The 26679-nt window shown below is 64.0% G+C and carries 27 protein-coding genes; 12 read left to right on the top strand and 15 right to left on the bottom strand.

Annotated elements, in window-relative coordinates:
- Positions 1 to 122 precede the first annotated feature (122 nt).
- Genes E5E97_RS01715 through E5E97_RS01705 form a run of 3 tightly spaced genes read left to right on the top strand, consistent with a single transcriptional unit; the run spans position 123 to position 3623 of the window.
- Positions 123 to 1415 (top strand): paraquat-inducible protein A, encoded by a 1293-nt coding sequence (locus E5E97_RS01715; RefSeq protein ID WP_171279804.1) that lies wholly within the window; start codon positions 123 to 125, stop codon positions 1413 to 1415.
- On the top strand, positions 1408 to 3054 hold the full coding sequence (pqiB, locus tag E5E97_RS01710) for an intermembrane transport protein PqiB (protein ID WP_011707505.1): 1647 nt from the start codon (positions 1408 to 1410) through the stop codon (positions 3052 to 3054). Before E5E97_RS01715 ends, pqiB begins: the two co-directional genes overlap by 8 nt.
- Positions 3054 to 3623, top strand: a complete 570-nt coding sequence (locus E5E97_RS01705; RefSeq protein WP_016352114.1) for a membrane integrity-associated transporter subunit PqiC — start codon at positions 3054 to 3056, stop codon at positions 3621 to 3623. The genes pqiB and E5E97_RS01705 overlap by 1 nt, the downstream gene beginning before the upstream one ends.
- Positions 3624 to 3709: 86 nt before the next feature.
- Here the strand turns inward: E5E97_RS01705 and ompA are convergent, their stop codons facing one another.
- Positions 3710 to 4768, bottom strand: a complete 1059-nt coding sequence (gene ompA / locus E5E97_RS01700) for a porin OmpA (protein WP_171279803.1) — start codon at positions 4766 to 4768, stop codon at positions 3710 to 3712.
- 233 nt (positions 4769 to 5001) lie between these two features.
- On the opposite strand from ompA, the gene E5E97_RS01695 reads away from it, so the two are divergent.
- Entirely contained in the window at positions 5002 to 5736 is a 735-nt protein-coding gene (locus E5E97_RS01695; RefSeq protein WP_171279802.1) for an ABC transporter substrate-binding protein, read from the top strand.
- A gap of 59 nt (positions 5737 to 5795) precedes the next feature.
- Here E5E97_RS01695 and E5E97_RS01690 read toward each other — a convergent pair whose 3' ends face one another.
- Positions 5796 to 6812, bottom strand: a complete 1017-nt coding sequence (locus E5E97_RS01690; RefSeq protein WP_171279801.1) for an SGNH/GDSL hydrolase family protein — start codon at positions 6810 to 6812, stop codon at positions 5796 to 5798.
- A gap of 237 nt (positions 6813 to 7049) precedes the next feature.
- Between E5E97_RS01690 and E5E97_RS01685 the strand changes: the two genes are divergently transcribed.
- On the top strand, positions 7050 to 7430 hold the full coding sequence (locus E5E97_RS01685; RefSeq protein ID WP_011707500.1) for a YgiW/YdeI family stress tolerance OB fold protein: 381 nt from the start codon (positions 7050 to 7052) through the stop codon (positions 7428 to 7430).
- 68 nt (positions 7431 to 7498) lie between these two features.
- Here E5E97_RS01685 and mltC read toward each other — a convergent pair whose 3' ends face one another.
- The 5 genes from mltC to exeA all read right to left on the bottom strand — a co-directional run bounded on the left by mltC (position 7499) and on the right by exeA (position 12559).
- On the bottom strand, positions 7499 to 8599 hold the full coding sequence (gene mltC / locus E5E97_RS01680) for a membrane-bound lytic murein transglycosylase MltC (protein WP_005305423.1): 1101 nt from the start codon (positions 8597 to 8599) through the stop codon (positions 7499 to 7501).
- Between the two features lie 93 nt (positions 8600 to 8692).
- Positions 8693 to 8965: an oxidative damage protection protein gene (locus E5E97_RS01675; protein WP_005305420.1), complete on the bottom strand. Its 273-nt coding sequence runs from the start codon at positions 8963 to 8965 to the stop codon at positions 8693 to 8695.
- An 8-nt stretch (positions 8966 to 8973) separates the two neighbouring features.
- Positions 8974 to 10035, bottom strand: a complete 1062-nt coding sequence (gene mutY / locus E5E97_RS01670) for an A/G-specific adenine glycosylase (protein ID WP_171279800.1) — start codon at positions 10033 to 10035, stop codon at positions 8974 to 8976.
- Positions 10036 to 10232: 197 nt separating this feature from the next.
- Positions 10233 to 10913, bottom strand: a complete 681-nt coding sequence (gene exeB / locus E5E97_RS01665) for a GspB family T2SS assembly factor variant ExeB (protein ID WP_171279799.1) — start codon at positions 10911 to 10913, stop codon at positions 10233 to 10235.
- Positions 10913 to 12559 (bottom strand): type II secretion system protein ExeA, encoded by a 1647-nt coding sequence (gene exeA / locus E5E97_RS01660; RefSeq protein WP_171279798.1) that lies wholly within the window; start codon positions 12557 to 12559, stop codon positions 10913 to 10915. Before exeA ends, exeB begins: the two co-directional genes overlap by 1 nt.
- Before the next feature lie 270 nt (positions 12560 to 12829).
- Here exeA and E5E97_RS01655 point away from each other — a divergent pair, with 270 nt between their 5' ends.
- Complete coding sequence (locus tag E5E97_RS01655) at positions 12830 to 14068, top strand: multifunctional CCA addition/repair protein (RefSeq protein WP_171279797.1); 1239 nt, start codon at positions 12830 to 12832, stop codon at positions 14066 to 14068.
- 86 nt (positions 14069 to 14154) lie between these two features.
- On the opposite strand, the gene E5E97_RS01650 is transcribed toward E5E97_RS01655, so the two are convergent.
- The 4 genes from E5E97_RS01650 to E5E97_RS01635 form a co-directional block, all read right to left on the bottom strand.
- Positions 14155 to 15033, bottom strand: coding sequence for a hypothetical protein (locus E5E97_RS01650; RefSeq protein WP_171279796.1), 879 nt, complete (start codon positions 15031 to 15033; stop codon positions 14155 to 14157).
- A 76-nt stretch (positions 15034 to 15109) separates the two neighbouring features.
- Positions 15110 to 16024: a hypothetical protein gene (locus E5E97_RS01645; protein ID WP_171279795.1), complete on the bottom strand. Its 915-nt coding sequence runs from the start codon at positions 16022 to 16024 to the stop codon at positions 15110 to 15112.
- A 96-nt stretch (positions 16025 to 16120) separates the two neighbouring features.
- On the bottom strand, positions 16121 to 16810 hold the full coding sequence (locus E5E97_RS01640; protein WP_011707492.1) for an LrgB family protein: 690 nt from the start codon (positions 16808 to 16810) through the stop codon (positions 16121 to 16123).
- Entirely contained in the window at positions 16803 to 17204 is a 402-nt protein-coding gene (locus tag E5E97_RS01635; RefSeq protein ID WP_171279794.1) for a CidA/LrgA family protein, read from the bottom strand. The genes E5E97_RS01640 and E5E97_RS01635 overlap by 8 nt, the downstream gene beginning before the upstream one ends.
- A 127-nt stretch (positions 17205 to 17331) precedes the next feature.
- On the opposite strand from E5E97_RS01635, the gene E5E97_RS01630 reads away from it, so the two are divergent.
- Positions 17332 to 18225 carry a LysR family transcriptional regulator gene (locus E5E97_RS01630; protein ID WP_171279793.1) on the top strand — a complete coding sequence of 298 codons (894 nt, stop codon included), beginning with the start codon at positions 17332 to 17334 and terminating at the stop codon, positions 18223 to 18225.
- 15 nt (positions 18226 to 18240) lie between these two features.
- On the opposite strand, the gene E5E97_RS01625 is transcribed toward E5E97_RS01630, so the two are convergent.
- Positions 18241 to 19668: a PLP-dependent aminotransferase family protein gene (locus E5E97_RS01625; protein ID WP_118880345.1), complete on the bottom strand. Its 1428-nt coding sequence runs from the start codon at positions 19666 to 19668 to the stop codon at positions 18241 to 18243.
- A gap of 128 nt (positions 19669 to 19796) precedes the next feature.
- Here E5E97_RS01625 and E5E97_RS01620 point away from each other — a divergent pair, with 128 nt between their 5' ends.
- The 4 genes from E5E97_RS01620 to E5E97_RS01605 all read left to right on the top strand — a co-directional run bounded on the left by E5E97_RS01620 (position 19797) and on the right by E5E97_RS01605 (position 22911).
- The gene (locus E5E97_RS01620) at positions 19797 to 20264 is read left to right on the top strand and encodes an OsmC family protein (RefSeq protein ID WP_106551703.1); all 468 of its coding nucleotides are present in this window, start codon (positions 19797 to 19799) and stop codon (positions 20262 to 20264) included.
- Between the two features lie 17 nt (positions 20265 to 20281).
- Positions 20282 to 20719, top strand: coding sequence for a rhodanese-like domain-containing protein (locus tag E5E97_RS01615; protein ID WP_171279792.1), 438 nt, complete (start codon positions 20282 to 20284; stop codon positions 20717 to 20719).
- Complete coding sequence (locus E5E97_RS01610; RefSeq protein WP_171279791.1) at positions 20709 to 21431, top strand: GNAT family N-acetyltransferase; 723 nt, start codon at positions 20709 to 20711, stop codon at positions 21429 to 21431. The genes E5E97_RS01615 and E5E97_RS01610 overlap by 11 nt, the downstream gene beginning before the upstream one ends.
- 217 nt (positions 21432 to 21648) lie before the next feature.
- Complete coding sequence (locus E5E97_RS01605) at positions 21649 to 22911, top strand: DUF1479 domain-containing protein (RefSeq protein ID WP_171279790.1); 1263 nt, start codon at positions 21649 to 21651, stop codon at positions 22909 to 22911.
- Between the two features lie 48 nt (positions 22912 to 22959).
- On the opposite strand, the gene ybaK is transcribed toward E5E97_RS01605, so the two are convergent.
- The 3 genes from ybaK to E5E97_RS01590 all read right to left on the bottom strand — a co-directional run bounded on the left by ybaK (position 22960) and on the right by E5E97_RS01590 (position 25538).
- Positions 22960 to 23421: a Cys-tRNA(Pro) deacylase gene (gene ybaK, locus E5E97_RS01600; protein ID WP_029302130.1), complete on the bottom strand. Its 462-nt coding sequence runs from the start codon at positions 23419 to 23421 to the stop codon at positions 22960 to 22962.
- Between the two features lie 147 nt (positions 23422 to 23568).
- Entirely contained in the window at positions 23569 to 24834 is a 1266-nt protein-coding gene (locus tag E5E97_RS01595; protein WP_011707483.1) for an inorganic phosphate transporter, read from the bottom strand.
- 23 nt (positions 24835 to 24857) lie between these two features.
- Positions 24858 to 25538 carry a TIGR00153 family protein gene (locus E5E97_RS01590; RefSeq protein ID WP_005305357.1) on the bottom strand — a complete coding sequence of 227 codons (681 nt, stop codon included), beginning with the start codon at positions 25536 to 25538 and terminating at the stop codon, positions 24858 to 24860.
- 169 nt (positions 25539 to 25707) lie between these two features.
- Here E5E97_RS01590 and E5E97_RS01585 point away from each other — a divergent pair, with 169 nt between their 5' ends.
- Entirely contained in the window at positions 25708 to 26670 is a 963-nt protein-coding gene (locus E5E97_RS01585; protein ID WP_171279789.1) for an inorganic triphosphatase, read from the top strand.
- The last annotated feature ends 9 nt before the right edge of the window (positions 26671 to 26679 follow it).

The following is a 26679-nucleotide window of genomic DNA, read 5'->3' as shown; positions in this document are numbered from 1 at the left end:
CTTGTCAAAGTCATTCTCACACCTGACCCGGATGGTGCAACGACAGGGCTGGTCGGCGCGGGCCGCTGCTGTAATAATTGGCGGCTCTGGCCCCGTGGCGGGCCTCATGCTGGGGTTTCATCTTGCATCCGGTTTCACACCAACACCAACACCAACACCAACCCACCTATACCCATGACGCCACCGCGTGCGAAGAGTGCGACCTGCTGGTGCCGGCCACCACGCTGGCCGTGGGGGAGGCGAGCAGCTGCCCGCGTTGCGGTCACACCCTGAGCCGCCATCTGCCGGAGCAGGAGCGCAGGCCCATCGCCTACGGCTTTGCGGCCATCATCATGTTCGTGCTCTCCAACTCCTTTACCTTCATGTCCTTCTCCGCCAAAGGGGTGGGGCAGGAGATGACCTTTCTGCAGTGCATCACCACCCTGGTGGATCAGGGCTATCTGTTCCTCGGGGCTGTGCTGAGCCTGACCCTGATCGGCCTGCCGCTGGTCTATATCGGTTCCATCATGCTGGTGCTGTGGCGGGTCGACAAGGATCTGCACAGCAACGCTTTGCGCTCCCTCGGCCGGCTGCTGTGCCGGATCAAGCCCTGGCTGATGGTGGATGTGTTCCTCATCGGGGTGCTCATCTCGCTGGTCAAGCTGATGGGGATGGCCGACATCAAGATGGGCCTGTCGTTCTGGGCGTTTGTCGGTTACACGGTGCTGCTGATCAAGATGATCTCGTCGCTGGACCGGATGTGGCTGTGGCAACGATTGTTCGGACCGAGCGAGCTGCACGGGCTGACGGTGGAGGATGATGAAACCAGCGCCATGACCTCCGGGCTGGTGGGCTGTCACATCTGCGGCGCTCTGAGCGAGGCCGGGGCCGACAGTTGCAAACGGTGCGGCGATCATCTGCACAGCCGCAAACCGGGTGGGCTGAACCGGACCTGGGCGCTGCTCTTCACCTCGGTGATCCTCTACATCCCGGCCAACCTCTATCCCATCATGGACACCGTTTTCCTCGGGGATGACAGCCCCTCCACCATTCTCGGCGGGGTGGTGCTGCTGTGGGCCATGGGCTCCTATCCCATTGCCGCGGTGATTTTTTTCGCCAGCGTGGTGGTGCCGCTGGTGAAGATCCTGGCACTGCTGTGGCTCTGCTACATGGTACAGCGCGGCCAGGGGGCGTCGCCCCTTGGCAAGCTCAAGCTTTATCGCATGACTGAATTTGTGGGACGCTGGTCGATGATCGACGTCTTCGTGGTGGCCATCCTGGCGGGCCTGATCCGGCTCGACAACCTGATGACCATCTATCCGGGCCCTGCGGCCGTCGCTTTTGCGGGTGTGGTGCTGATCACCATGGTGGCAGCCATGAGCTTCGATTCCCGCCTGATCTGGGATTTACAACAAGGAGAACGCGAACGTGAGTGAGCGTAAGAAAAGGTGGAAACCCGGCTCTGATTTTCTGAGCTCGGCCGCCGCTATCTGGATGGTGCCGCTGCTGGCGTTGTTCATCGGGATCTGGATGCTGTTCCAGCACTGGTATTCACAAGGTCCCAGCTTCACCCTGACGGTGGCGACGGCCGAAGGCATAGTGGCGGGCAAGACGGTGATCCGCTCCCGCGAGGTGGAAGTAGGCCGCATCGAGGCGGTGGAGCTCAGCGAGGACTACAGCCATGCGGTGCTGAAGGCCCGTTTGACCAATGCCGCCGCCGGCATGCTCAAGAAGGACAGCCAGTTCTGGGTGGTCAAGCCCAGGGTCGGTCGGGAGGGGGTCTCTGGCCTCGGCACCCTGCTCTCCGGTGCCTATATCGAACTGGCGCCCGGCAAGAAGGGCAAGGCGCGCGATGAGTACGCCATGCTGGACAAGCCGCCACTGGCCTCGCAGGACGCCAAGGGGCTGCGGTTATCGCTGAGCAGCCGCGACACCCGGGCACTCGGGGTCGGCTCGCCCATCAACTACCAGGGCTTCACCATAGGCCAGGTGGAAGAGGCGAAGTTCCTGCCCGAGAAGAGCGAGATGCAGTATCAGATCTTCATCAACGCCCCCTATGACGTGCTGGTGAGCAGCAACTCCCGCTTCTGGATGACCCCGGGTTTCGAGGTATCCATGAGCAGCGAGGGGATGAAGGTGAAGATGGATTCGCTGGAGAGCCTACTGGACGGCGGCATCACCATGGGGCTGCCGCCCGGCTGGGCACCCGGCGAGCCGGTCAAGCAGATGGATGACTTCACCCTGTTCCAGGATCAGGCCAGCGTACTGGCCGGTAGCCTGGATCAGTTCATCGACTATGTGTTCCTGTTCGAGGACAGCGTCGGCGGCCTGCACCCGGGCGCGGCGGTGGAGTATCGCGGCATCCGGGTCGGTACCGTCATCTCGGCCCCCTATCTCATCGACGAGAAAGGGGTGCAGATGTTCCAGAGCCGGCAGATCCCGGTACTGGCGCGGATCGAGGTGCAGCGCCTCTCCCACCGCTATGCCAATGCGGAGAAGGAGCAGTGGCGGGCGCTGTTCGGCCGGCAGTTCAAGGAGGGGTTGCGGGCGACGCTCAAGACCTCCAGCCTGCTGACCGGGGGCAAGGTGGTGGATCTGAACTTCTATCCGGATGCGCCCAGGTTCCAGCCCACCAAGCTGGCGGGCTATCAGGTGTTCCCGACCGTGCAGGCCGGGCTGGATCAGATTGAGCGCAAGGTGAACCAGATCCTCGACAAGTTCGTCGACATGGACACCGCCAAGACGCTGAATCAGGTCAACCACACCCTGGTGACCCTGGAGCAGACCCTGAAGAACGTCAGCGCGGTGAGCGCCAACCTGGACAAGTTCACCGGCCAGAGTGCGACCCAGCAGTTGCCAGCGTCTCTCAACGACAGCCTGAAGCAGTTGCAGAGCACGCTGCAGGAGTATGACGCCAACTCCCAGACCAATCAGGATCTGCGGCAGTCGGTGCAGTCGCTCAACCAGCTGATGCGCGAGTTGCAGCCGCTGGTGCATTCGCTCAACGAGCAGCCGAGCTCGTTGATTTTCGATCGGGCTCGTCCCCGTGATCCCGAGCCCAAGCGAGGTCAATGATGAAGAAACAGATGATGGCGCTGGCCTTGCTGGGCCTGCTGGCGGGTTGCAGTTCTGCGCCGACGCAGCTGCACTACTACTCCCTCGACGCCGAGGCGCAGCAAGCGGCCGCAGTGGTGGCTCAGCCGCAGCACCAGCTGGTGCTCAAGCCGGTGTCCCTCTCTGGCCAGCTGGATCGGATGAGCCTGGTCTATCAGCTGGAGGGCAAGGAGTTGCACTTCGCCGAGTATCACCGCTGGGCGGGGTCGCTGGATGCCCAGCTCGATCAGCTGACTCTGAACGGCCTCTCCAGTCGCTTGCCGGGTTGGGTGGTGCGGCAGGATGGTGCCCGCAAGGGGCCGGTGCTGACCATTTCGGTGGAGCGCTTCCAGGGCCGCCACGACGGGCGCGCCGTGCTGAGCGGCCGCTGGCGCCTGCTGACCGAAGAGGGCACGGTACTGCGTGACGTCCCCTTCCAGCAGGTGCGGGTGCTGCCGGCCGATGGCTACGGCACTCTGGTGAGCGAGCTGGGGGCTGGCTGGCAGCAGCTGCTCGATCAGATTGCGGCAGAGGTGCGCAAGGGCGCCTGACGCTGTACCTATGCAGCGACCCAAAATGAAACGGGAGGCCTTGGCCTCCCGTTTTTTCATTCGTGGCCGTCAGCCACGCTTGAGGATCACTGCTGAACTTCCGAGATCCCTTCGACCTTGACCTCAACCCGGCGATCCGGGGCCAGGCAGACGATCAGCTCTTTCTTGGACTTGCTGGTGCAGCTGTCGCCGGTGACCGGATTGCCCTTGCCGCGACCTTCCACGTTGACCTTGCCTGCCGGCAGGCCCTTGCCGACCAGATAGTCTGCGACGGTCCGGGCGCGCTGCTCGGAGAGCTTCTGGTTGTAGGCATCGGAGCCGATGCGGTCGGTATAGCCGATCACGGTGGCGACGCCATCCTTGGGTCTGGCCTGCTCAATCTGGCTGTAGAGGTTATCCAGCGCCTGGCCGGCGGCCGGCTTGAGGGTGGCCTTGTTGAAGTCGAACAGCACGTCCGAGCTCAGGGTGAACTGCTTGTCGACCACTACCGGCTCGGGCGCCGGGGCCGGCACCGGCGCGGCCACCACGGGGGCTACTTGGCCGAAGCGATAGACCACGCCGACCGCCAGCAGGCCGTTGTCGAGTTCGGCCCCGGTCTTGTCGAGCGCCTTGTCACCGAGCGGGGTGGTGTACTGGTATTCGAGACGGGCAGCCCAGTCGCGGTTGAAGGCGTATTCGGCGCCCAGGGCACCGACGAAGGCGGCGCCGTTGTCATTGTCCAGCTGCTTGCTGTCGGTCCAGGCGTAGGCGCCACCGAGGCGGGTATAGAGATCCAGGCTCTCGCTGACCGGCAGGCCGATCTTCAGGGTGAGCTGGGCCAGCTGGGCTTTGATCTCGTCCCGGCTGATGTCGGTGGGGACCAGCTTGTCGGTCGCCGTGTACTTGTATTTGCCGAGCCAGTCATAACCGAGCTCGACACCGAGGTTCTGGTTGATTTGATAGCCGAGGAAGGCGCCGGCACCGACGTCATTCTTGTCCTCTTCGCTGATGGCGTAGTTGTCCTTGATGTCCTGGTTGTGATCGACGCCATAGAAGTTGGACCAACCCAGCTTGGCACCGCCATACCAGGTGTTGTCTTGTCCGGCTGCCTGGGCGTTGGCCGCAAGCAAGCCTGAAACCAGCAAGGTAATCAGTGTTTTATTCATGTTGAGCCTCTGCAATTTCATATTGTTGGGGGGAGGTGGATAGGGTCGCCTCTCCTTATGGGTCGGGGCTTATAGCACAGCCACAACAGATTAAGGGTAGTCGCTTTACGCAGGTTCTCAACCAACTGATATAAAACATAATGTGATTACCATTGCCGCAATTTGCCGCGGGGATTTGCGCTCTGGCGAGGGAGCGCAATAGTTAACCGAGGCGGATTTGCTGCGAGGTGGGCATGAACATCAGATGGATAGGGCTGTGCTGGGCATTGTGGCTGGCGCCTGGCTGGGCGGCCGAGACCCTGCAGGTGGTGACCGAGGACTATGCCCCCTACAACTATCTGGAGGAGGCCGACGTCAAAGGGCTCGGTACCGAGGTGGTGGAGGCCATGCTGGAGCAGGCCGGCTTCGAATATACGCTGGACATCTACCCCTGGGCGCGGGCCATCTCGCTGGCGCGCAGCCGCCCCAACGTGCTCATCTACAGCATCAGCCGCTTCCCCGAGCGCGAGGCGCAGTTCCAGTGGATCGGGGCGATAGCGCAGATCAATTTTCACGTCTTCGCCCTGGCCAAGCGGGATGACATCAAGCCGTTCAGCCAGCTGTCGCAGGCACGGGCCTGGTCCATCGGTACGGTGCGCAACGACGCGCTGGAGCAGTACCTGATCGGTCGCAAGTTCTCCAACCTGCAACGCAACAACAACCACGAGGCCAACATGCTCAAACTGCTGATGGGGCGCATCGATCTCTGGCCGGTCTCGCAGGAGACGGCCAACTACTACGCGCGCCAGGCGGGCTATGGACCGGAGGCCCTCAAGATAGTGCACGACATCGAGGATTTTACCGGGGGCGATCTGTACGTGGCGGCGAGTCTGAAGACGCCGCCCGAGGTGATCAAGCGGCTGCAGGAGGCGCTGGCCACCATCAAGCAGAACGGCATCTACGACGGCATCGTCAAGCGCTACCGCTGAGCGGTGGGGCCGCCGGGGCCGCACAACAAAAAGGGCCGACTGTCGTCGGCCCTTTTTCATCAGTGGGCGAGGAACTCGTATTGAGCCTCGATGAAGGCGCCGGCCCGCTCGCTCAGGGCGGCGTGCACGACGGTGGTGGGGTGCACCTGATCCCAGAACATCTTGCCTTCACAGTCGAGGGAGCTGGCGCTGCGCCGCACCATGGGGCTGGCAACGGCCTGGGCCAGCAGCGGGTTGCCGGCGATGGCGAGCCGCTCCTGCGGGTTGAAGGCGGAGAGGCTGCTGTCGCTGGCGACGCTGGCTGCACTGCGGGAGGCAAACGGCTTCCACACATAGCCGCCGCCGTAGCAGGCGTTTTCGGTGTCGCTCAGGCCGAAGTTCTGCGGTTCGCGCAGCATCTCGGCGAACTGCTTGTCGATCTCGAACAGCTTGACGATGCCGGTGGGGGCCAGCTGGCGTGCCAGGTTCAGCAGCAGCTGGTTGTGGTAGGCGGAGACATGGCTGGCCGCCTCGACCACCTTCTGGCTGCGGGCCGAGGGGTTCTGGCCCAGATCCGGCAGGTTGAACAACAGAATCTGCTTGGCGCCGTTCAATACCATGCGGTTGGCCGCATCGCTGATGGCGTCGCGCACCCGCTTGGCATCCTGTTCGGTGTTCCAGCCATAAGCCAGGTAATCGTTGGCACCGACCCAGAGGATCACTAGATCATCGGGCTTGAAGCTGTCCTTTTGCAGGAACTGGGTCACCTCGTAATCCAGGTTGTTGATGACCTGATACTTGGGATTCCAGGAGATCTTGTTGTAGGCCACCGCGGTGGCGCCCCCTTCCGCCTCGTTGGCGATGGTCAGCCCCGGGAACTGCTGGGTCAGCTGCTCCAGCCAGACCGGCCCGTTGGAGAAGCGGCCCTGATAGTAGGGAGGGCTGGAGGGGAGATAACCGCGCATCTTGCTGTACATCTTGCCGGTATCGGAGAGGCTGTCGCCAAACATCACGATCCGGGAGAAGGCGGGGCGACTGTCGGCTGCCTGAACTGTCAGCGCGAAGAGTCCCAATAAACACACAAACCATTTCTTCATCTTGTTGTTCTCATTGGTTGGAAGCAGGTGGTGCCTGCAGGCTGTTCCTCGATAGGCAAAGGTGCTGGGAAGCTGTTTTGCCATCTTGCAGGGTATCTAGCCGAATTTAATTTCGCAGTATGCGGTATGGATTAAATCGATTACGGTCACACCGCTGTCCCCCAGATGGGGAGGCTTCACGTTTGTTTCACGCACCGGCCGGCACACTGCTCCCGTACCCAATGACAGGAGCATGAAATGAACAAGGCAAGCGTAATCGGTCTGTTGACCCTGATGTCCATCTCTTCTTTCGCCATGGCGGCCTATACCGGCCCGCAGGAGCAGAACAAGGTGTCCGTCGCGCAGTTGAAGGATCTGGCCGATGACAGCTGGGCCACCCTGGAAGGGAAGCTGGTCAAGCACCTGGGCGGCGAGAACTACATGTTCCGCGACGCCAGTGGCGAGGTGGAAGTGGAAGTGGATCAGGATGTGTGGCGCGGCACCGAGGTGGGCCCGGACGATCTGATCCGCATCCGTGGCGAGGTGGACCACAGCTGGAACAAGACCGAAGTGGAGGTGGAGAGCCTGGAGAAGGTGGGCGCCGCCCCGCAAAGCAAGGGCGGTTTCATCGCCAAGTAAGGCCTGAATCCCTACGCCAGATGTAACAAGGGCGCCTCCATGGAGGCGCCCTTTTGCTGTTGGTCTGCTTAGCCGGTGCGGGCCAGCGTGCGCTTGAAGCCCTTCTCGGCCTGATTGACCTTGTAGAGATAGCGTCTGGCTTCCGCCTTGGGGTGCTGCTCGGTCAGGATCTGGTACACCGCCTCGGGCGAGAGCTGGTTGATCATGCCGGGCGCCGCCTTGCGGTCGCTGGAGAAGGTGTTGAGCACCCCGCCGGCGCCGCCGTTGTAGGCGGAGATGACGGCGTAGCGGCGCGAGCGCGGATCCTGGATATCCACCAGATAGACAGTCTGCAGCAGGTGCAGGTAGGCGGTCCCGACGTCGATGTTGTAGGCCGGGTTGAACAGGTCCTCCCGGGTCGGCTGGCCGCTCTTGCCCTTGACCCGCACGTAGACGTCCCGCCCGGCGGTGGCCGGGATCACCTGCATCAGGCCGTAGGCGTTGGCATGACTGACCGCATAGGGGTTGAAGCTGCTCTCGGTCTTGATCACCGCGTAGATCAGGCTCTCGGCCACCCCGTACTTGCGGGAGGCTTCCCGGATCAGGCTGGCGTACTTGTAGCCCCGTCGATCCTCGTGGTTGGCCACCATGGGGATGTCGACGAAGAAGATGGTGCGAATGCCGAGGGTGCGCTTCTTCATCGCCGTGTTGAGCAGGTAGTCGGCATAGCGCTCGGCGCGCCAGTCGAAGCGGATCGGCTGGCCCTGGTTGTCCAGCACCTGGCCGTAAAGGAAAGGCTCGCCGCCGGGCAGGATCTCGGCGTCGGAGTAAAGATCCACTTCCGCCGGATCATCCGGGGTAAGCAGGGTCTCGATGATGGCGCGGCGCAGGTGGGAGCGCGGGTCGATGCCGGAGACGGTCTCGACCATGATGTGGCCGCTGGAGAAGTCGATGTGGGCCCGGCTCTTGTACTGATCCGTGTATTTGACGTAGTCAAACTTGCCCGCAAACAGCGCCTCACGCCCCCATATCTCGTTCACGTTGTGGGAGAGTGCGCTGATCATGTGTTCGAAACCGCGGATGTCCTTGCCGTTGACGAGATCGTCATCCTCGTTGCCATTGGGCTTGGGGGAGGATGAGCAGGCAGAGAGAAACAGCAGGGTGCACAGCAGCCAGAAAATTCGGCCCATAGAGTCCTCAAACTGGGCGGCGGGCCGCCCGTCACTTCCGTCGTTGCCGTGAGTCGGCGGGGCCGGCCTGCGCAGGCCGGCCCCGTTCACGGATTATTTGCTGGGCGGGGTATAACCGTCGATGGCCACTTCACCCGCTTCGAACAGGTAGTTCACCATCTCTTTCTCCAGCAGTTGGCGATGCTCGAGGTTCATCATGTTCAACTTCTTCTCGTTGATCAGCATCACCTGCTTCTTCTGCCACTCGGTCCAGGCTTCCTTGCTGATGTTGTCAAAAATGCGCTTGCCGAGTTCACCGGGGTAGAGCTGGAAATCGAGACCCGGGCCCTCTTTTTTCAGGCGCTGGCAAAATACGGTACGGCTCATGTTGACCTCTATGGTTGTAAGTCCGGATAGGCGAGCAGACGGGCCGTGGCGGCCGCCAGACCCACCTCTGCAGGATGGCGTAAGTTATACCAGAGTCGGTTATCCGCTTCCATGAGCAGGGGGGCCGGCGGTGCGTCGGTTTCGACCAGCATGGGCCGGATATCGAGGTGAAAGTGGCTGAAAGTATGGCGAAAACCGGCCAGTTCACGGGGTTCGCTGCCGGTCAGGCCGAGCCGCTGCAACAGCCCCGCCACCTCGGCGTCTGACTCCACCTGGGGGAAGCAGTAGAGCCCGCCCCAGATCCCTTGCGGCGGCCGTTTCTCCAGCAGCAGCTGATCGCCGTGGCGGATGAGCAGCATGATGCCGGTACGAGCCGGGATGCTCTTCTTGGGCTTGCTGTTGGGGTAGGCGGTGGGGTTGCCCTGCGACAGCCCCTGGCAATCCTCCCGCACCGGGCAGCGCTCGCAAGCGGGCTTGCTGCGGGTGCAGACGGTGGCCCCCATGTCCATCATGGCCTGGTTGTAGTGGGCCACCCCGAGCTTGGGGGTGAGGCGGGTGGCCAGCTCCCACAGATCGTTCTCCACCTGCTTCTGGCCGGGCCAGCCGGGCAGGGCCAGCCAGCGGGTGAGTACCCGCTTCACGTTGCCATCCAGAATGGCGTGGGGCTGGCCAAGGGAGAGGGAGAGGACGGCGCCCGCAGTGGAGCGGCCGATCCCCGGCAGCGCCATCACCTCCTCCAGCCGCTCCGGGAAGAGGCCGCCATGGAGGTCGCGGATCTGCTGGGCCGCCTTGTGCAGGTTGCGGGCGCGGGCGTAATAGCCGAGCCCGGTCCAGTGGTGCAGCACCTCGTCGATGGGGGCGTCGGCCAGTGCCAGCACGTCGGGAAAGCGGGCCATAAAGCGCTGGTAGTAGGGAATGACCGTAGCGACCTGGGTCTGCTGCAGCATGATTTCCGAGACCCAGACCCGGTAGGGGGTCTTCTCCTGTTGCCAGGGCAGGGTCTTGCGGCCGTGGAGCTGATACCAGTCCAGGATCCTGGTGGCGAAGGTCGCGTTATCTGAGTTGTTCACATTATGCTCATGTTATTGATTTAAAACTAAATTGACAAACGTGTAGCGGTCTTGGCGCTGACACCAGTGCAACGCCCGGTTGGCGAAGGTGGTGTGGTTCGGATTGCTCACGTTGTTCTCATGTTATTGATTAAAAAGGGGAGCTCTCAGGCTCCCTCTTGAAATGGTGGCCAGCTTCGGGCTGGCAGGGGCGCGCTTCAGCCGCGCCAGTCCTGCAGCGCCTTGAGGCTGACGTTCTGGCCGCCCACCTGCAGGATGATGTAATCCTGGGCGATGGCGAGCAGGGTGACGCCAGGGGCGACCTCGCTGCCTTCCCGGTAGGTGCGCCCGTTCAGGGTCACGGCCCGGTTGGCCGGGTTGGAGGAGAAGACGTGGGCACCGTAGGCCAGCGGCGGCACCTGCTGGCGGAGTGCCTGCGGCAGGGCGCTGAGCGGCGTGGCCTGCAGTTCTTCCGGCACCTGTGGTGGCGCGCTCTGCTGCAACGGGGTGTTGTTGAGTGCATTGAGGATGCGCTCGGCCAGCCCCTGGCTACTGTCGGCGGGCGCTGGTGCGGGCTGGGCATCGGCTTTGGGGATGATCACGGGTTCGGGCGGCGGCGGTGGCAGCGGACGGGTGATCATCGGCTTGGGCTCGACCCGCACAAAGGGCGGCGTCACCACCTCCTTCACCTCCACCGTCTTCTCGATGGGGCGGTTGTTGAGCAGGTGCCAGCCGTAGTTGGCGGCGGCCCCCATCACCAGCGCCAGCGGGGCCAGCAGCCACCAGATCCAGCGCCTGGGTTGTTCCTCTTCCTGGCTGACCGGCAGCCCCATCGCCGGGATGTGCGGGGTGAACTGGGGCTGGTCGGCCCGCCGCAGCGCCTTGAGCAGGGTGGACATCAGGAAGCCTCCTCCGACAGTGTGTTGATAGCCTCGTCATCCTCTGCCGGATCCAGCCTGGCCGGCTTGCTGGCCCGCTGGGCAGGGTCTTCCAGCTTCGGCATGGGTTCACCAGCCATCACGTTGAGGCGCAGCAGGGTGTTGCTGCCGGCGATGCCGTCCGGGTTCAGCCCCTGGGCGCGCTGGAACTGCTGCAGCTTGGTCTTGAGCTCGGCATCGAAGCGGCGGACCTTGCGATCCGGCTGCTGCAGGGCCCGGCTGAGGGCATTGTCGAGCCACTGCACCTGGCTGGGGCCGGCGTTGTTGCCGATCAGGGTGACGCCACCCTTGGGCATGCGCCACAGCAGGGTATAGCTGCCACCCCAGTAATCGCTCAGCCACTGCCTGTCCACCTGCCAGCTCTGGTTGCCGATGAGCAGGTTGGCCTTGTCGGGCCCGAGGTTGACCAGGGTGGCGTAATAGGTGCCGCCGGTCTCGTCGGTCAGGCTGACGAGGGCGGGATACTGCAGTGCCTGCAGCTCGGCCAGGGAGGCCTCGCCCTCCTGGCAGCGCAGGCCGGCGCGCGGCGCGTTGTCGCAGGTCGCCTCTTCCAGCTCGGTCTGGTAGCCCCACACCTTGTAGAGATTCTGCATGGCGCTGTCCGGTTCCAGCGCCTGATTGATGGCGCGGGTCAGCTGCTCCTGCTGCTCCGGGGTATCGTCCACCTTGACCGGCACCTCCACCGTGACCACCGGGCGGGTCGGGAAGAAACCGAAGAACTGCCAGCCCCACCAGCCGGTGGCCACCAGCAAGGCGCCGACCAGCGCCACCATCAAGCCGGACTGCCAGGTGCCCTCGTCACGGATGCCGCTCACCTCGAAGGCCGCCAGGCTGATGTCGCCGTGGACTATCTTGTGGCTGCCGCGGGCGAAAGCGGCGATCAGGGCGCGGTCGCAGATGAGGTTGATGAGGCGCGGGATGCCGCCGGAGAGGCGGTGCAGGGTCTGGATTGCTTTGGGGGTGAAGATGGGTTGCACGCAGCCGGCCACCTGCAGACGAAAGCGGACATAGGCATCCACGTCCTGGCAGGAGAGCGGCAGCAGGTGGTAGCGGGCGGTGATGCGCTGGGCCAGTTGGCGCAGCAGGGGCTGGCGCAGCATCTGCTGCAGCTCGGGCTGGCCGATGAGCACCACCTGCAGCAGCTTCTTCTCGTCGGTCTCCAGGTTGGTGAGCAGGCGCAGCTGTTCCAGCACGCCGGGTAGCAGGTGCTGGGCTTCGTCCACCAGCACTACGCTGCGCTTGCCCGCCGCCAGATTGGCCAGCAGGTGATCGCGAATGAGGTCGAACAGCTGCTTGAGACCGGCATCCTGGCCATAGGCCAGCTGGAACTCGTCGCAGATGGCCGCCAGCAGATCTCGTTCGGTCAGGGATGGATTGAGGATGTAGGCAATCTCGGTCTCGGCCGGCAACTGCTGCAACAGGCAGCGGGAGACGGTGGTCTTGCCGGTGCCCACTTCCCCGGTCAGCAGCACGAAGCCGCCCCCATCCTGCAACCCGTAGTTGAGGTGGGCGAGGGCTTCCCCGTGGCGTTCACTCATGTAGAGGTATTTGGGATTGGGAGAGATGGAGAACGGGTGCTCCGACAGACCGAAGAACTGTGTGTACATAAGGATCCATTCCGTTGTTATGGGCGGCAGGTTAAAGCCTCCCCAGAGGGATGTCAAAGACCCGGATGCCATAAGGGGGGCCAGCGCGCACCCTGATTTGCCGGCGGGAGAAAGGGCGCCGCCGGGTTGGCTGGCGAGGCGGGTGGCGAGGGGCGTTTTGCCTCTCATTGGGCCATCGTCGGCTCGTCCCGCCGACGGGGGATGGGGCAGCCATAGTCTCCACCGGCCAAACCGGTATAATCGGGACAGGTTTATCAAGGGAGACACAGCTTGCAGACTTATCTGGTTGGGGGCGCGGTGCGGGATCGCCTGCTGGGATTGCCGCAGGGCGACAGGGATCACCTGGTGGTCGGGGCGACCGTGGAACAGATGCTGGCGCTGGGCTTTACCCAGGTGGGCCGCGATTTCCCCGTGTTTCTGCACCCCAAGACCCAGCAGGAGTACGCGCTGGCCCGCACCGAGCGCAAGCAGGGGCGGGGTTATACCGGCTTCGTCTGCCACGCCTCGCCGGAGGTGACGCTGGAGCAGGATCTGCTGCGCCGGGATCTCACCGTCAACGCCATCGCCGAGGATGAGGCGGGGCAACTGCACGATCCCTATGGCGGCATCGAGGATCTGAAACAACGGCTGCTGCGCCATGTCTCCCCCGCCTTTGCCGAAGATCCGCTGCGCATTTTGCGGGTGGCCCGCTTCGCCGCCCGCTTCCACGCCCAGGGCTTCGTGGTGGCCCCCGAGACGCTGGCGCTGATGCGCGAGATGACCGAGGCCGGCGAGCTGGCTCACCTGACCCCGGAGCGGGTGTGGAAGGAGCTGGAGAAGGTGCTGCTGGGGCCGACCCCGCAGGTGTTCTTCGAGGTGCTGCGCGAGTGCGGCGCCCTGGCGGCCCTGTTCCCCGAGCTGGATGCCCTGTTCGGGGTGCCTGCCCCCGCCAAGTGGCACCCGGAGATCGATACCGGTATCCACACCATGATGGTGCTGGCACAGGCCTGCCGGCTTTCGCCCGAACTGGCGGTGCGCTTCGCGGCGCTGTGCCACGACTTTGGCAAGGGGCTGACCCCGCCGGAGTTCTGGCCGAGCCACCACGGCCACGGCCAGAAGGGCTTGCCGCTGATCCGCTATTTCTGCGAGCGGTTCCGGGTACCGAACGAGTGCCGCGATCTGGCGCTGCTGGTGAGCGATCTGCACACCCATATCCATATCGCCTTCGAGCTCAAGCCGGCGACCCTGCTCAAGGTGTTCGACAAGGCCGATGCCTGGCGCAGGCCGGAGCGCTTCGCCCAGCTGCTGGACGCCTGCCGGGCCGACTTCCACGGCCGCACCGGCTTCGAGGAGCGGGTCTATGCCGAGCCCGACTATGTGGCGCAAGCGCTGGCGGCGGCCCAGGCCGTGCCGGTGAAGGAGATAGTGGCAGCTGGATTCAAGGGGGAGGCTATTCGCGAGCAGCTGGCCAAGCGGCGGCTCGACGCCATCAGCCGGGTGCGCGACGAGTGGACCTTCCTCGAGGATTGACGAGGCAGGATACGAAGCATGGACAAAAAAGCCCAGGTCACTGACCCGGGCTTTTTCATTGCTGCGCTTGCACGGCAAGCGAGTGGTTATTCACCGGGGCCGAAGCGCCCCTGCACGGGGTCGTAGAAGTAGGCCTGATAGTTGAAGTCGATCCCCTCGATATAGGGGTTCTCCAGCCGGAACAGCCGGCGGGTATGGAGGTGGGCGAAGCTCAGGGAGGGTTTGAAGGTCTTCAGCCAGAGCGCCAGCAGGGAGCCGTCGCGCCAGGCGGCCTTGAGCCCCTGCAGCACCCGTTCGATGGCCTGTTGGTTGCTGTTGTGGGTGAAGAAGACCCTGGGCAGCGGATAGTAGAGCGCCACGTTCTCATCCATCACCAGTCCGGGTACGTCACTGTGATTCAGTTTCTCCTGGGGCAACTCGTTGATCCCGCGGCAGAAGAGTGCGAAACGGCCGCGCGCCACCATCTTGAACAACTGCTCGTAGCCTTCCACCTCCTGCACCTTGAAACCGGCCCGCTGCAGGATCTGCACGTCGAGCCAGCCCTTGCCCTGACCGATGTCGAAGCGCTTGAGTCCCTCCAGGCTGGTCACTCCGGCGACGGCGCTCTGCTGCTCGGGGCTGACGAAGCAGATGCGGTAGCTGACGATGCCGAGGTGGATGGGAAAGCGCACGTAGTCGATGCCGCTCATGTCCCGATCGGAGCGGTAACTGTCCATGGCGAACAGGTTGGGGTAGTCATTGAAGCGCAGGCTGACCCACATCCGGGCCAGGGTCATGGGGGGCGCGGCCTGCATCTTGTAGTCGCCATGGCTGGCGCGGGTCTTCTCCAGCGCCAGGCGCAGCAGCTCGCGATCATAGGTGCTTCTGGGATCGTGCTCGCTCTCCGGACTCATGTAGGTGAACAGGGTCGGGCTGGCCAGCACGGGCAGGGCCAGCAGCAGGGCAAGCAGCGGGGTCCAGTGCATCATGAGCTCCTGTGAAAGGCTGAGACTCCTCTGAGTGTAGTGGCTCTCCCCGGCGGCGAGCGGGGAGCCGCTAGGGTCACTGCTTGCCGCTGGCCGACTCGCCGGGCCCGAAGCGCTGGGTGAGGGGATCGTAAAGGTAGGGCTGGTAATCGAAGTCGAGCCCTTGCAGCAAGGGGTTGTCCAGCCTGAACAGCAGCCGCTGGTCCAGCCTGGCGAAATCCAGCGCCGGCTTGAAGGTCTTGAGCCAGAGCGCCTGCAGGGATCCGTCCTGCCAGGCCAGTTGCAGGCCGGCCCGAACCCGGCGCAGGGCGTGCTGGTTGTCCTTGTGGCTGTAGAAGAGGTGGATGAAGGGGTAGTAGAGCGCCAGATGCTGGTCGACCGTCAATTGCCCCAGATCCCGGTGCGTATCCAGTTCGGTCAGCAGCTCGTTGGCCCCCCGGCAGAACAGATCCACCCGGCCGCGCACCACCAGCTTGAACAGCCGCTCGTAGCCCTCCACCTCCTGCACCTTGAAGCCGGCCCTGCGCAGTATCTCGGCATCCTGCCAGCCGCGGCCCTGGCCATGGCTGAACTGCTGCAACTCGTGCAGGGTGCGCACCCGGGCCACGGCCTGCTGCTGTTTGGGGCTGACGAAGCAGATGCGATAGCCGAGGATGCCGAGATCCACCGGAAAGCGGACATAGTCGAGATCGTGGCTGCCCTCCGGGCGCGGGAAGCTGTCGATGGCCAGCAGGTTGGGGTAGAGGTTGTACTGCAGCACCTGACGCAGCCGGGTTCGGCTCATAGGCGGGGCCGGTCGCAGCTCGTAGTCGCCGAAGCTGTCGCGGGTCTTCTCCAGCGCCAGTTGCAGCAGCTGCTGGCCGTAGAGGGTGCGCAGGTCCCGCTCACTCTCGGGGCTGACGTGGGTCACTATGTCCAGGGCCGGCAGAAGGGGGGAGAAGAACAGGCTGCCGGCCAGCAGCCCGAGGATCATCACTCTGTGGTTCATCATACCGCTCACTGCTGTCACATTGAGTTGAGTGTAGCGGCTGTGGCGCCAAGGCTGGGGGCCTGGGCCCGGGAAACGCGGCTTTTACCGACGCGCAGGTTACCAGAACAGTTGGCCGAGCAGGGGGGCCAGCAGCACGGTCACCATGCCGGCGATCATCATCACCATGCTGGAGACCACCCCCTCTTCATTACCCATCTGATAGGCCTTGGCGGTGCCGGCGCCGTGGGCCGAGGCACCAAACCCGGCGCCCTTGCCAAGGCGGCTGCGAATGGCCAGCAGGGTGAGCACGCTTTCGCCGACCGCCATGCCGATGACGCCGGTCAGCACCACGAACAGGGCGGTGAGATCGGTCTGGCCGCCGATGGCGCGGGTCGCCTCCACCGCAAACGGGGTGGTAATGGAGCGCATCGCCAGACTGCGCTGCAGCATGTCGGAGAGATCGAGCCAGCGGGCCAGCAGCACGGTACTGCCCACAGCCATCACCACCGAGGCGACCACTCCCACCGACAGCGACAACCAGTGGCGGCGAATGAGCTGGCGGTTCTCGTAGACCGGCACCGCGAAGGCGACGGTGGCCGGCCCCAGCAGCCACAGCAGCCAGTGGGATTCGGCCATGTAGTCCTGATAGGGGATGTGGAACAGCATCACCACCGCCACCAGCAGGGTGGGGGCCAGCAGCAGCGGCATCAGGGGCAGGATGCGTTTCTTGCCGTAGAGCCACTTGCTGGCGTAGTAGAACAGCAGGGTGAGGGCGAAGCAGAGCAGGCCGAGCAGGGTATCAGACATGACGACGACTCCGGCGGGCCAGTTTCAACTCGAGGCGATAGACCCGGTCCACCACCAGCGCCGTGGTGCCGAGCACCAGTATGGTGCTGAGCAGCAGCACCACAATGATGCGCCACCCCTCCTGCAGCAGCAGATCCTGATAGTTGACCACCGCCACCACCGCCGGCACGAAGAACAGCAGCATCTCGGCCAGCAACCAGCGGGCGCCGGCGCTGAACCAGTGGGTCTTGACCACGCCGAGCAGGATCAAGGCCAGCAGGGCCAGCATGCCGGTGAGGTTGGCTGGCAGCGGCAGGTGGAAGGTACGTACCGCCAGATCCGCCAGCAACCAGATGGCGGCCAGCAGGGCGATTTGGAAGGGGGTCTGGAACCAGCGAATGCAGAGGGCTTTCATGATCTAGGTCTTTCTGTGAACTTGCTCACAGTATAGAGAGAGGCCAAACCTGCAAAAAATGAATTTAAATTATCAAAATCATGCCAAAGAGGCATGATCAGGTTTTGCCGTCCGCCAGGAGAGAGCCATGGACATCCGCGCCCTGCGTTACTTTGTCGAACTGGTGCGGGAACAGAGCTTCACCCGCGCCTCCGAGAAACTGTTCGTCACCCAGCCCACCATCAGCAAGATGATCCGCAACATGGAGGAGGAGCTGGGTCAGCCGCTGCTGAGCCGCGCGGGGCGCCGCTTCACCCTGACCGACAGCGGTCGGGTGCTGTTCAACCGGGCCCAGACCATCTTGGCCGAGATGCAGCAGCTGGAGGCGGAGCTCGCCGATCTGCAGAGCCTGCAATTCGGCCGGCTGGCGCTCGGCATTCCGCCCATGGTGGGCCACGTCTATGCCGATCTGATCCGCGCCTACCGCAGTCGCTACCCCAAGGTCGAGCTCTCCATCGTCGAGTACGGCGGCCGGCGCATCGAGCAGGCGGTGCTGGAAGGGGAGCTGGATCTCGCCATTACCATGCTGCCGACCAAGGAGGGGGGCGCCCTCAGTGCGCTGGAGCTGGACCAGTACCCGATCCAGGTGGTGCTGCCCGACCTGCCGCGCTGGCGCGATAGCCCTGAAATCCGGCTGGAGGCGCTCTGCGACGAGCCCTTCTTGCTCTACACCCAGGCCTTCACCCTGAGCGAGCGGCTGGAGCAGGCGTGCCGAGTGGCCGGCTTCGAGCCCCAGGTGGCGGCGCGCAGCAGCCAGTGGGACTTTCTCACCGCCATGGTGCGCAGCGGCATGGGGGTCGCCTTTCTGCCCGAGCCCATCTGCCGGCGGCTGGCGCCGGACGGGCTGGTGCTGCGACCGCTGGTGCCCGAGCTGAGCTGGCGGCTCGGGGTGATCTGGCCGAGCGAACGCTATCTCTCCCGCACCGCTGAGGCCTGGCTGGCGCTCTGCCGCGAGCAGGGGCAAACCGGCTCCCAAGGCTGAGCAGACGGGCCCCCTTCAGCGGGTGGCCAGCAGGCTGCCCAGCTGGCGGCAGAGACGGCGCAGGGCCTGGTTGTCGAGGGAGGCAAAGCCGAGCAGCCACCCCTCCTGCGTCGGCGGGCCCAGGTAGAACTGGCCGAGGGGGCGCAGCCCCAGCCCCTGTGCGTTGGCGGTCTCTGTCCAGCGCGCCTCGCCGCCGGGGGGCAGCAGCACGGCGCACTGCAGGCCGGCCCCGCTGTGGATGGGGGTGAGGGCGGGGCAGTGGCTGGCCAGCTCGGCCAGCAGCAGGTCGCGGCGGCTCTGGTAGACCAGCCGGCTCTGGCGCAGGTGGGTGGCGAAGTGACCGGCACGGATGAAGTCGGCGGTGACCGCCTGCAGCAGCTGGTTGCTGTGGCCATCGACCGCGGCCCTGGCCCGACAGAAGGACTCCATCAGTGGCCTGGGCAGCACCAGGTAGGCGAGGCGCAGCGAACCGAACAATACCTTGCTGAAGGTGCCCACGTAGAGCACTCGTCCCTGGCCATCCAGCCCCTGTAGGGCGGGGAGCGGCCGCTGATCGTACTGGTACTCGCCGTCGTAGTCGTCTTCCAGGATCCAGGCGCCGTGCCGCTCGGCCTCGGCCAGCAGCGCCATCCGCCGCGGCAGGCTCATGGGCACGCCGAGCGGATATTGGTGGGCGGGCGTGGTGTAGATGAGCCGCGGCGCCGGGTGTTCCCCTTGTGGGTTGAGCCCCTCTTCATCCACCGGCACCGGGTGCACCCGGGCGCCGGCACTCTCCATGGCGGTGCGGGCCCCGGGGTAGCCGGGATCCTCCACCCAGACGGTATCGCCGGCATCGATCAGCAGCTGGGTCGCCAGCAGGATCCCCTGCTGGGAGCTGGTGAGGATCAGGATCTGGTCCGGCTCGCACACCACGCCGCGCGATTGCACCAGATAGCTGCTGATGGCGCCGCGCAGCGCCTCCAGCCCCTGCGGCTCCCCGTAATTCATCCAGTCGCCGGCGTGCCGGCGCCACTGCTGCTGCATCAACCGGCCCCACAGGGCCTGCGGGAAGAGGCGGGGATCCGGCTGGCTGGAGGCAAAGGAGCGGCCCACCTCGGGCACGTCGTGACAGGCACCGCTGTCGGCCATCTCCTGGCCTCGGCGCGACAGACCGGCTGCCGACTGGGGCGGGCGCGGAGTCGGGGAGACCGCGGCCAGTGCCACGAAGCTGCCGGCCCCCACCTTGCGCACCAGATAGCCCTCCGCCTCCAGCCGGCCATAGGCCAGCTCCACCGTGCTGCGGGAGACCCCCAGATCGGCGGCCAGCATGCGGCTGGCGGGCAGCCGGCTGTGCTGGGGCAGGTGGCCGGCCAGCATGGCCGAGCGCAGGGTGCGGACCAGCTGTTCGTGCAGCGGCAGATCGCTGGCTTGCTGGGTGGCAAACAGGGTGGGCAGGGCAGGCATGGGGATCTCCCGGGCGCTAATTGGTCTGCTCATATTGGCAAAATTGGTCGGCGTGGCAAGGCCATTATGTCGCTACATTGAGGCTCAAGGTTCGGGATTCACAACTATTGGCAATGAAAGGAGTCTGCATGTCGCAATACGGCGCCACCATCAGCTGGCAGCGCGGGGCCAGCGAGCCCTTCGTCGATCAAGGTTACAGCCGGGCCCACTGGTGGGAGTTCGACGGCGGCGTCAGGGTGCCCGCCTCCTCGTCTCCCCACGTGGTGCCGCTGCCCTGGTCAGTGGCCGAGAACGTCGACCCGGAAGAGGCCTTCGTCGCGGCGATCTCCAGCTGCCACATGCTCACCTTCCTCTGGCTGGCCGCCAGGGCGGGCTACCTGGTGGAGAGCTACCGGGACGAGGCGGTGGGCATCATGGAAGCCAATGCCCGTGGTCGTCAGGCCATCACCCGGGTCACCCTGCAGCCGCTGGTGCAGTTCGGCGGTGAACGTCAGCCGGATCTGGCCGCGCTGGAGCAGTTGCACCACCAGGCACACGAGGAGTGTTTCATCGCCAACTCGGTCACCACCGACATCACCACCCGGATCCGGGTTTGAGTACAAGGAACGTCACTATGAGTCATGTATTGAGCAGCGGGTTGGCCAGTGCCGAACAAGCCCGCCTCTTCTTCGAGGCCCAGCTGGCCTTGCGCACCGATCCGGCGGATCTGGCCGCCGATCTGCTGGCCGGCGAAGAGCGGATCGTCGTCATCGACACCCGCTCTGCCGGTCACTATGCCGAGGGACACATCCCCGGCGCCATCAGCTTTCCCCACGCTACCATGACCCCGGCCACCACGGCCGCGCTGGCGCGGGACAAGGTCTATGTCTGCTATTGCGACGGCATCGGCTGCAACGGCTCGACCCGGGGTGCCTACAGGCTGGCGGCGCTCGGTTTTCAGGTCAAGGAGCTGATCGGCGGGCTGCACTGGTGGCGGCAGGACGGCTTTGCCGTCGCCACCGGTAGCGAAGCGGGGGTGCTGCAAACGGGAGGGATTGCCTGTGGCTGCTGATATCCATCTGAACGAGTTCGGCCAGCCGGTCGGTGCGCCGCTGCCCGATTGGCGGGGCGCCGAGTTCCCGCCCCGTCGCCCCCTCAACGGCTGGGGTTGCCGGCTGGAGCCGCTGGATCCTGAGCGTCACGGCCCCGGCCTGTGGCAGGCCTTCAGCGCCGACAGCGGGGCCATGTGGACCTACCTGACCACAGGCCCTTACGCAACAGAGGCTGACATGCTGGTCTGGCTGCGAGAGTGCGCCGCCAAGCAAGATCCCCAGTTCTACACCATCTTCGACGAGGATGGCGAACAGCCGCTCGGGCTGGCGAGCTACCTGCGCATCGACCCCCTGGCCGGCAGCATCGAGGTGGGCTGGCTGCACTTTTCCCCTGCCTTGCAGCGCTCGCGGCTGGCGACGGCGGCCATGGCGCTGATGATGGCCAATGCTTTTGCCCTCGGCTATCGGCGTTACGAATGGAAGTGCAATGCCTTCAACCAGCCCTCCTGGCAGGCGGCGCTGCGCCTTGGTTTCCGCTACGAGGGGACCTTTCGCCAGAGCCGGGTGGACAAGGGGCGCACACGCGATACCGCCTGGTTCTCGGTGATCGACAGTGAGTGGCCAGCGCTGCAGGCTTGCTTTGCGCGCTGGCTGGCGCCTGACAACTTCGATGCGCAGGGGCACCAGCACCTGCGCCTCTCGACCCTCACGGCCGCCATGCGCGGTGCTTGAATAAACAGGGCGGCCATGGCCGCCCTGTTGCTTTTGCCGTCTTGTCTGCTCGCTGCTGATCTCCCTTCTCTTCCTGCACTGCTTCTTGGCTGCGTCTTCACTGCCCGAGTGCGGAGAGGATTGTATTAACATTTTTTTAATGTATCTTGTTTTTGAAATTAAATTCTATTTCGAACGAAAGTTTTTGCTGGCTTTCGTCCATTATCCAGGAGGCAAGATGAGCGTCACCCATACCCAGTTGCCCGCCGATCACAAGGCGGCCATCCGTCAGATGAAACAAGCCCTGCGCGCACAACTCGGCGACGTGGAGGCGGTCTTTGCCGAGGTCAGCCGCCGCATCGAGGCGCGGGTGGCCGAGGTGGAAGCGCTGCGAGCCCGTGGTGAGCCGGTGTGGCCAGAACTGGATTACCAGGCGCTGGCGGCGGGCCAGGTGGGCGAGGCCGAGCGTGCAGCCATACGGCGGCGCGGCTGTCTGGTGATCCGCGGGCACTTTGCTCGCGAACGGGCGCTGGCCTGGGATCGCGACATGCTCGACTACCTGGATCTCAACCGTTTTGATGAGCTGTATCGCGGTCCCGGCGACAGTTTTTTCGGCTCCCTTGCCGCGTCGCGCCCCGAGATTTATCCCATCTACTGGTCACGGGCCCAGATGGAGGCGCGCCAGAGCGACGAGATGGCGACCGTGCAGTCGTTCCTGAACCGCCTGTGGCAGTTCGAGCGGCCGGATGGGACACCCTGGTTCGACCCGGACGTGAGCATTATCTATCCCGATCGCATTCGCCGCCGTCCGCCCGGTACCTGTTCTCGCGGGCTGGGTGCCCATACCGACTCGGGGGCCCTTGAACGCTGGTTGCTGCCGGCCTACCAGCAGGTGTTTGCGTCGATTTTTCGGGGGGAGATAGCCGCCTACGATCCCTGGGATGCGGCCCATCGCACCGAGGTCGAGGAGTACAGTGTGGAGAACACCACCAAGTGCTCGGTATTTCGTACCTTCCAGGGGTGGACGGCGCTCTCCGACATGTTGCCGGGGCAGGGATTGCTGCACGTGGTGCCGATCCCCGAGGCGATGGCCTACGTGCTGCTGCGGCCGCTGCAGCCGGACGTACCGGAGGATGAGTTGTGCGGTGTCGCACCGGGCAAGGTGCTGCCGGTCTCCGAGACCTGGCACCCGCTGTTGCTGCGGGCGATGAGCTCGATCCCGGCGGTGACGGCAGGGGATTCGGTCTGGTGGCACTGCGACCTGATCCACGGCGTGGCAGCGGTGGAGCAGCAGCAGGGGTGGGGCAACGTCATGTATATTCCGGCGGCGCCCCGTTGCGAGAAGAACATGGCCTATGCGCGCCTGGTGCGCCAAGCGCTGGAGCAGGGAACTTCGCCTGGCGACTTCCCCCGCGAAGATTACGAGGCCGACTGGCAGGGGCGCTTCACCCTGGCCGATCTGAACGACCATGGCCGCCGCGCACTGGGCATGCTCCCGTAAACGAGAGTGGCCGGGCGGGCCTGCGCAGTGGCAGGCCCGCTCACGTTTTTATTCCCCGATGGGGGCGGCGATCCACTTCATCAGGCGCAGCATGTCAGCGGGTGCCACCCCCACCGAGAGGCCGCGCTTGCCACCGCTCACCAGGATCTCGTCAAACTGCATGGCCGAGTCGTCGAGCACGGTGGGCAAGAGCTTCTTCTGGGCCAGCGGACTGATGCCACCGACCTTGTAGCCGGTCAGCTTCTCCGCCTCCGCGGGCTTCATCATCTCCACCTTCTTGAGGCCGGTGGCCTTGGCCAGCTGCTTGAGGCTGCACAGGCCGGACGAGGGGACGATGGCCACCACCGCCTGCTTGTCGTGATGGGCGATCAGGGTCTTGAACACCTGGGCTTCCGGCAGGCCGAGCTGGGTCGCGGCATGCTTGCCGAAGTCGTCGTGGGCTTCGCACTCGTAGGGGTAGAGCTTGTGAGGGATCTTGAGCTTCTTCAGCAGGTTGATGGCTGGCGTCATGATGGGTGCCTTGAGTCGAAACAAGGCCAAACAGTCTGCGCCTGTGGGGCGGGTGATGCAAGTTGCTCGCGTCCCCAAGGGGTGGATGAGCGCGCCGAGATAAAAAAAGCCCGGGTCAATGACCCGGGCTTTTCACTGCAGCGCGCCTCAGGAGAAGCAGATCTGCAGCACGTAGAAGATGGCGATGGCCAGGATGGCGCCCGCCGGCAGGGTGATGACCCAGGAGACCACGATGTTGCGCAGCACACCCAGGTTCAGCGCCGCGATGCCGCGCGCCAGACCCACGCCCATGACCGCACCGACCAGGGTCTGGGTGGTGGAGATGGGCAGACCGGTGCCGGAGGCGATCACCACGGTGGCGGCGGTGGCCAGCTGGGCGGCGAAGCCGCGGCTCGGGGTCAGGTGAGTGATGCCGGTACCGACGGTGGCCATCACCTTCTCGCCCATGGTGGCCAGACCGATGACGATGCCGATGCCGCCGAGCGGCAGGATCCACCAGGCGATGTGGGAGTTGCCGCCGATCTCGCCGCCGGCCGCCACGATGGAGGCGACCGCGGAGAGCGGACCTATGGCGTTGGCCACGTCGTTGGAGCCGTGGGCGAAAGCCATGGCACAGGCGGTGATGATCATCAGGATGCCGAACACCTTCTCCACGTTGGCGAAGTGCATCTTGCTGTCATCCTGCGGGTTGTACTGCTGGCCACGAATGTAGAGCCAGCCGGCAAACGCCACCGCGATGGAGATGGCGATGGAGAGCAGGATGCCCTCGCCGTCGGTCAGGTGCAGACCGACGTGGGTCAGTCCCTTCTTGATGGTCACCAGGCAGATCACCAGCGCGGTCAGGAACATGTAGAAGGGCACGTAGCGCTTGGCGTTGTTGAGGGGATCATCGGTGTTGAAGATGAGCTTCTGCACGCTGATGAACATGAAGTAGGCGATGACGCCCGAGATGGCCGGAGTGACTACCCAGGAGCCGACGATGCCGCCGAACTTGCTCCACTGCACCGCTTCCGGGCCAATGCTCACCACGGCGAAACCGACGATGGCACCGATGATGGAGTGGGTGGTGGAGACGGGCCAGCCGAAGTAGGAGGCCAGGATCAACCAGGCGCCCGCAGCCAGCAGGGAGGCTATCATGCCGAGCACCAGCAGATCCGGCGTATCGGCAAAGGCGTTGCTGTCGATGATGCCGTTGCGGATGGTAGCGGTCACTTCGCCGCCTGCCAGATAGGCACCGGCAAACTCGAAGATCATGGCGATGATGATGGCCTGACGGATGGTCAGGGATTTGGTGCCGACCGACGTGCCCATGGCGTTGGCGACGTCATTCGCGCCTATGCCCCAGGCCATCAAAAAGCCGAACAAGGCCGCCACGAGCACCAGGGTGGTGCCGTAATTCGCGATAATGTCCATTCAGTGTTTACCCAGTCAGTCGATTACGAACGAGCCAGCATCAGTTCCAGACGGGCGCCAACGCGCTCGGCCTGATCTGCCAGGTCACCTACCCATTCGAGGATCTTGTAGAGGAACATAACGTCGATCGGATTGTATTTCTGCTCAACGGCTTGCAGCTGTTGGCGCAGCCCGATCTGCATGGTGTCAGTATCGTCCTCGATAAGATCCAGCTGGTGGATCATCTCGGCAACCATTTCAACTTCACGTCCTTTAAAGCCGGTTTCGAGCAGCTCATCGAGTTCTCCGATGGCTTTCTCGGCTTGGGCGGTCGCATCGATACAGCGTTTGAGATAGGCCATGAAATCGGCACGCATCTCGGAGGGGAATTCCATTTTACGGCCAAGCATGCGGCCGGAAATATCCTTGGCACGGTTGGCAATCTTGTCCTGCTGGGTCAGCAGTTCGAGCAGGTCGGTACGGGCAACCGGCAGGAACAGGCCGCGAGGCAGCTTCAGACGAATTTCACGTTTGAGGATGTCCGCTTCTTTTTCCAGCTGGGCAATCTGCTGCCGGATCTTCTCGGCATCTTCCCAACGGTCTTCGGCAACGGCATCAAAGAAGGGAACCAACTGCTGGGAGCACTGGTGAACCTTGACGATATGCTTCTGCAGCGGCTTGATGGGGGACTTGGCAAAAAGCCCCAAAATAGTATTTACTGGCATGGCCAAACCTGTGTCGGTGAAAAAACACTCGATACGATTTTATGAGGGGCGCATGGTAACCGAACTGCGCCATCAATAAAACCGTGAATTAATCCTGATGTATCGCAGGCATTATATCCTCGCGCTTAGCATCACGCCCCCCAAAGTTGCCTGCCAGCCCGGAATGACTATGCAAACTGAGATCGAGATAAAGTTTTTTGTCTCCCGAGATATTCGACAGCCTTTTTTCAACCTTCTGAATTCACTTGAAATTATATCCAACTCCCAAGCTGAGCTCGGCAATATCTATTTTGATACGCCAACTCTGGATTTGCGCCGCCTGGAGATGGGATTGCGGATCCGTCGCAGCGATGATTTCGCCGAACAGACGATTAAATGTCGGGGCCAGGCGGTGGGCGGATTGCATGCCAGACCCGAATACAATGCCCCGGTCGCTGGCGATATGCCTGTACTTGACGCTTTTCCTGACGAGATTTGGCCGAGTCTTTCCACACGGGATGCAATCCAGGGCGCTCTGGTTGCCCAGTTTCGTACCGACTTCCTGCGCCGCCACTGGTTGATCGCCTTCGAGGGGGCCGAGATCGAGCTGGCCTGGGATCAGGGGGAGATCGTCGGCGTGCTCGGCAAGAGCCGCATCGACGAGCTGGAGCTTGAGCTGAAATCCGGCGAGGCGAGCGCCCTGTTTGGCTTGGCAGAGCAGCTGGCCGGGCTTGGCGGCCTGCGGCTCGGGGCTCAGTCCAAGGCCCAGCGTGGTTATCGGCTGGCTGGGCTCGGCAAGCCGCTGGCGCTGCAAGCCTTGCCGGCATTGACCGACCTGAGTGCGGCCGAGCGTATCGCCCTCGGCCTGCAGCACTGGCAGCACCACGAGCAGTACTGGCTGGAACAGATGGACGCCGAGGCGCAGGGGCTGGCGTTGCAGCAGCTGCGCCTGGGCATGGACCTGATTGCCGAAGCGGCCGGCAGGTTGCCGGCAGCGGACTGGCTCGACGACCTGACCCGGCTCGAGCCGCGGCTGGCCTCGGTCGCCGGACAGGCCGACTGGCAGCAGGCGTTGCCGGCACTGTTCCTTCAGGTCGACTATGTGCGCCTGCAACTGGCCATCGCCGCCTGGCTGCACCGGCAAGGGGAATGAGCTGCGCCG

This window comes from Aeromonas sp. 2692-1 (assembly GCF_013085505.1).
In the GTDB taxonomy this organism is placed as follows: domain Bacteria; phylum Pseudomonadota; class Gammaproteobacteria; order Enterobacterales; family Aeromonadaceae; genus Aeromonas; species Aeromonas hydrophila.
Note: the sequence above shows the minus strand (reverse complement) of the source record. Positions and strands in the feature narration are given on the sequence as shown.

Coding starts and splice junctions, on each gene's coding strand:
- E5E97_RS01635 (WP_171279794.1), bottom strand. CDS start 17,204: ATGAAAGCCCTCTGCATTCGCTGGTTCCAGACCCCCTTCCAAATCGCC.
- ompA (WP_171279803.1), bottom strand. CDS start 4,768: ATGAATAAAACACTGATTACCTTGCTGGTTTCAGGCTTGCTTGCGGCC.
- ybaK (WP_029302130.1), bottom strand. CDS start 23,421: ATGACGCCAGCCATCAACCTGCTGAAGAAGCTCAAGATCCCTCACAAG.
- mltC (WP_005305423.1), bottom strand. CDS start 8,599: ATGGGCCGAATTTTCTGGCTGCTGTGCACCCTGCTGTTTCTCTCTGCC.
- E5E97_RS01585 (WP_171279789.1), top strand. CDS start 25,708: ATGCAAACTGAGATCGAGATAAAGTTTTTTGTCTCCCGAGATATTCGA.
- E5E97_RS01675 (WP_005305420.1), bottom strand. CDS start 8,965: ATGAGCCGTACCGTATTTTGCCAGCGCCTGAAAAAAGAGGGCCCGGGT.
- E5E97_RS01690 (WP_171279801.1), bottom strand. CDS start 6,812: ATGAAGAAATGGTTTGTGTGTTTATTGGGACTCTTCGCGCTGACAGTT.
- E5E97_RS01645 (WP_171279795.1), bottom strand. CDS start 16,024: ATGATGAACCACAGAGTGATGATCCTCGGGCTGCTGGCCGGCAGCCTG.
- E5E97_RS01685 (WP_011707500.1), top strand. CDS start 7,050: ATGAACAAGGCAAGCGTAATCGGTCTGTTGACCCTGATGTCCATCTCT.
- E5E97_RS01630 (WP_171279793.1), top strand. CDS start 17,332: ATGGACATCCGCGCCCTGCGTTACTTTGTCGAACTGGTGCGGGAACAG.
- exeB (WP_171279799.1), bottom strand. CDS start 10,913: ATGTCCACCCTGCTCAAGGCGCTGCGGCGGGCCGACCAGCCCCAGTTC.
- E5E97_RS01590 (WP_005305357.1), bottom strand. CDS start 25,538: ATGCCAGTAAATACTATTTTGGGGCTTTTTGCCAAGTCCCCCATCAAG.
- E5E97_RS01640 (WP_011707492.1), bottom strand. CDS start 16,810: ATGTCTGATACCCTGCTCGGCCTGCTCTGCTTCGCCCTCACCCTGCTG.
- E5E97_RS01595 (WP_011707483.1), bottom strand. CDS start 24,834: ATGGACATTATCGCGAATTACGGCACCACCCTGGTGCTCGTGGCGGCC.
- E5E97_RS01625 (WP_118880345.1), bottom strand. CDS start 19,668: ATGCCTGCCCTGCCCACCCTGTTTGCCACCCAGCAAGCCAGCGATCTG.
- E5E97_RS01615 (WP_171279792.1), top strand. CDS start 20,282: ATGAGTCATGTATTGAGCAGCGGGTTGGCCAGTGCCGAACAAGCCCGC.
- E5E97_RS01705 (WP_016352114.1), top strand. CDS start 3,054: ATGAAGAAACAGATGATGGCGCTGGCCTTGCTGGGCCTGCTGGCGGGT.
- exeA (WP_171279798.1), bottom strand. CDS start 12,559: ATGTACACACAGTTCTTCGGTCTGTCGGAGCACCCGTTCTCCATCTCT.
- E5E97_RS01605 (WP_171279790.1), top strand. CDS start 21,649: ATGAGCGTCACCCATACCCAGTTGCCCGCCGATCACAAGGCGGCCATC.
- E5E97_RS01650 (WP_171279796.1), bottom strand. CDS start 15,033: ATGCACTGGACCCCGCTGCTTGCCCTGCTGCTGGCCCTGCCCGTGCTG.
- E5E97_RS01695 (WP_171279802.1), top strand. CDS start 5,002: ATGAACATCAGATGGATAGGGCTGTGCTGGGCATTGTGGCTGGCGCCT.
- E5E97_RS01620 (WP_106551703.1), top strand. CDS start 19,797: ATGTCGCAATACGGCGCCACCATCAGCTGGCAGCGCGGGGCCAGCGAG.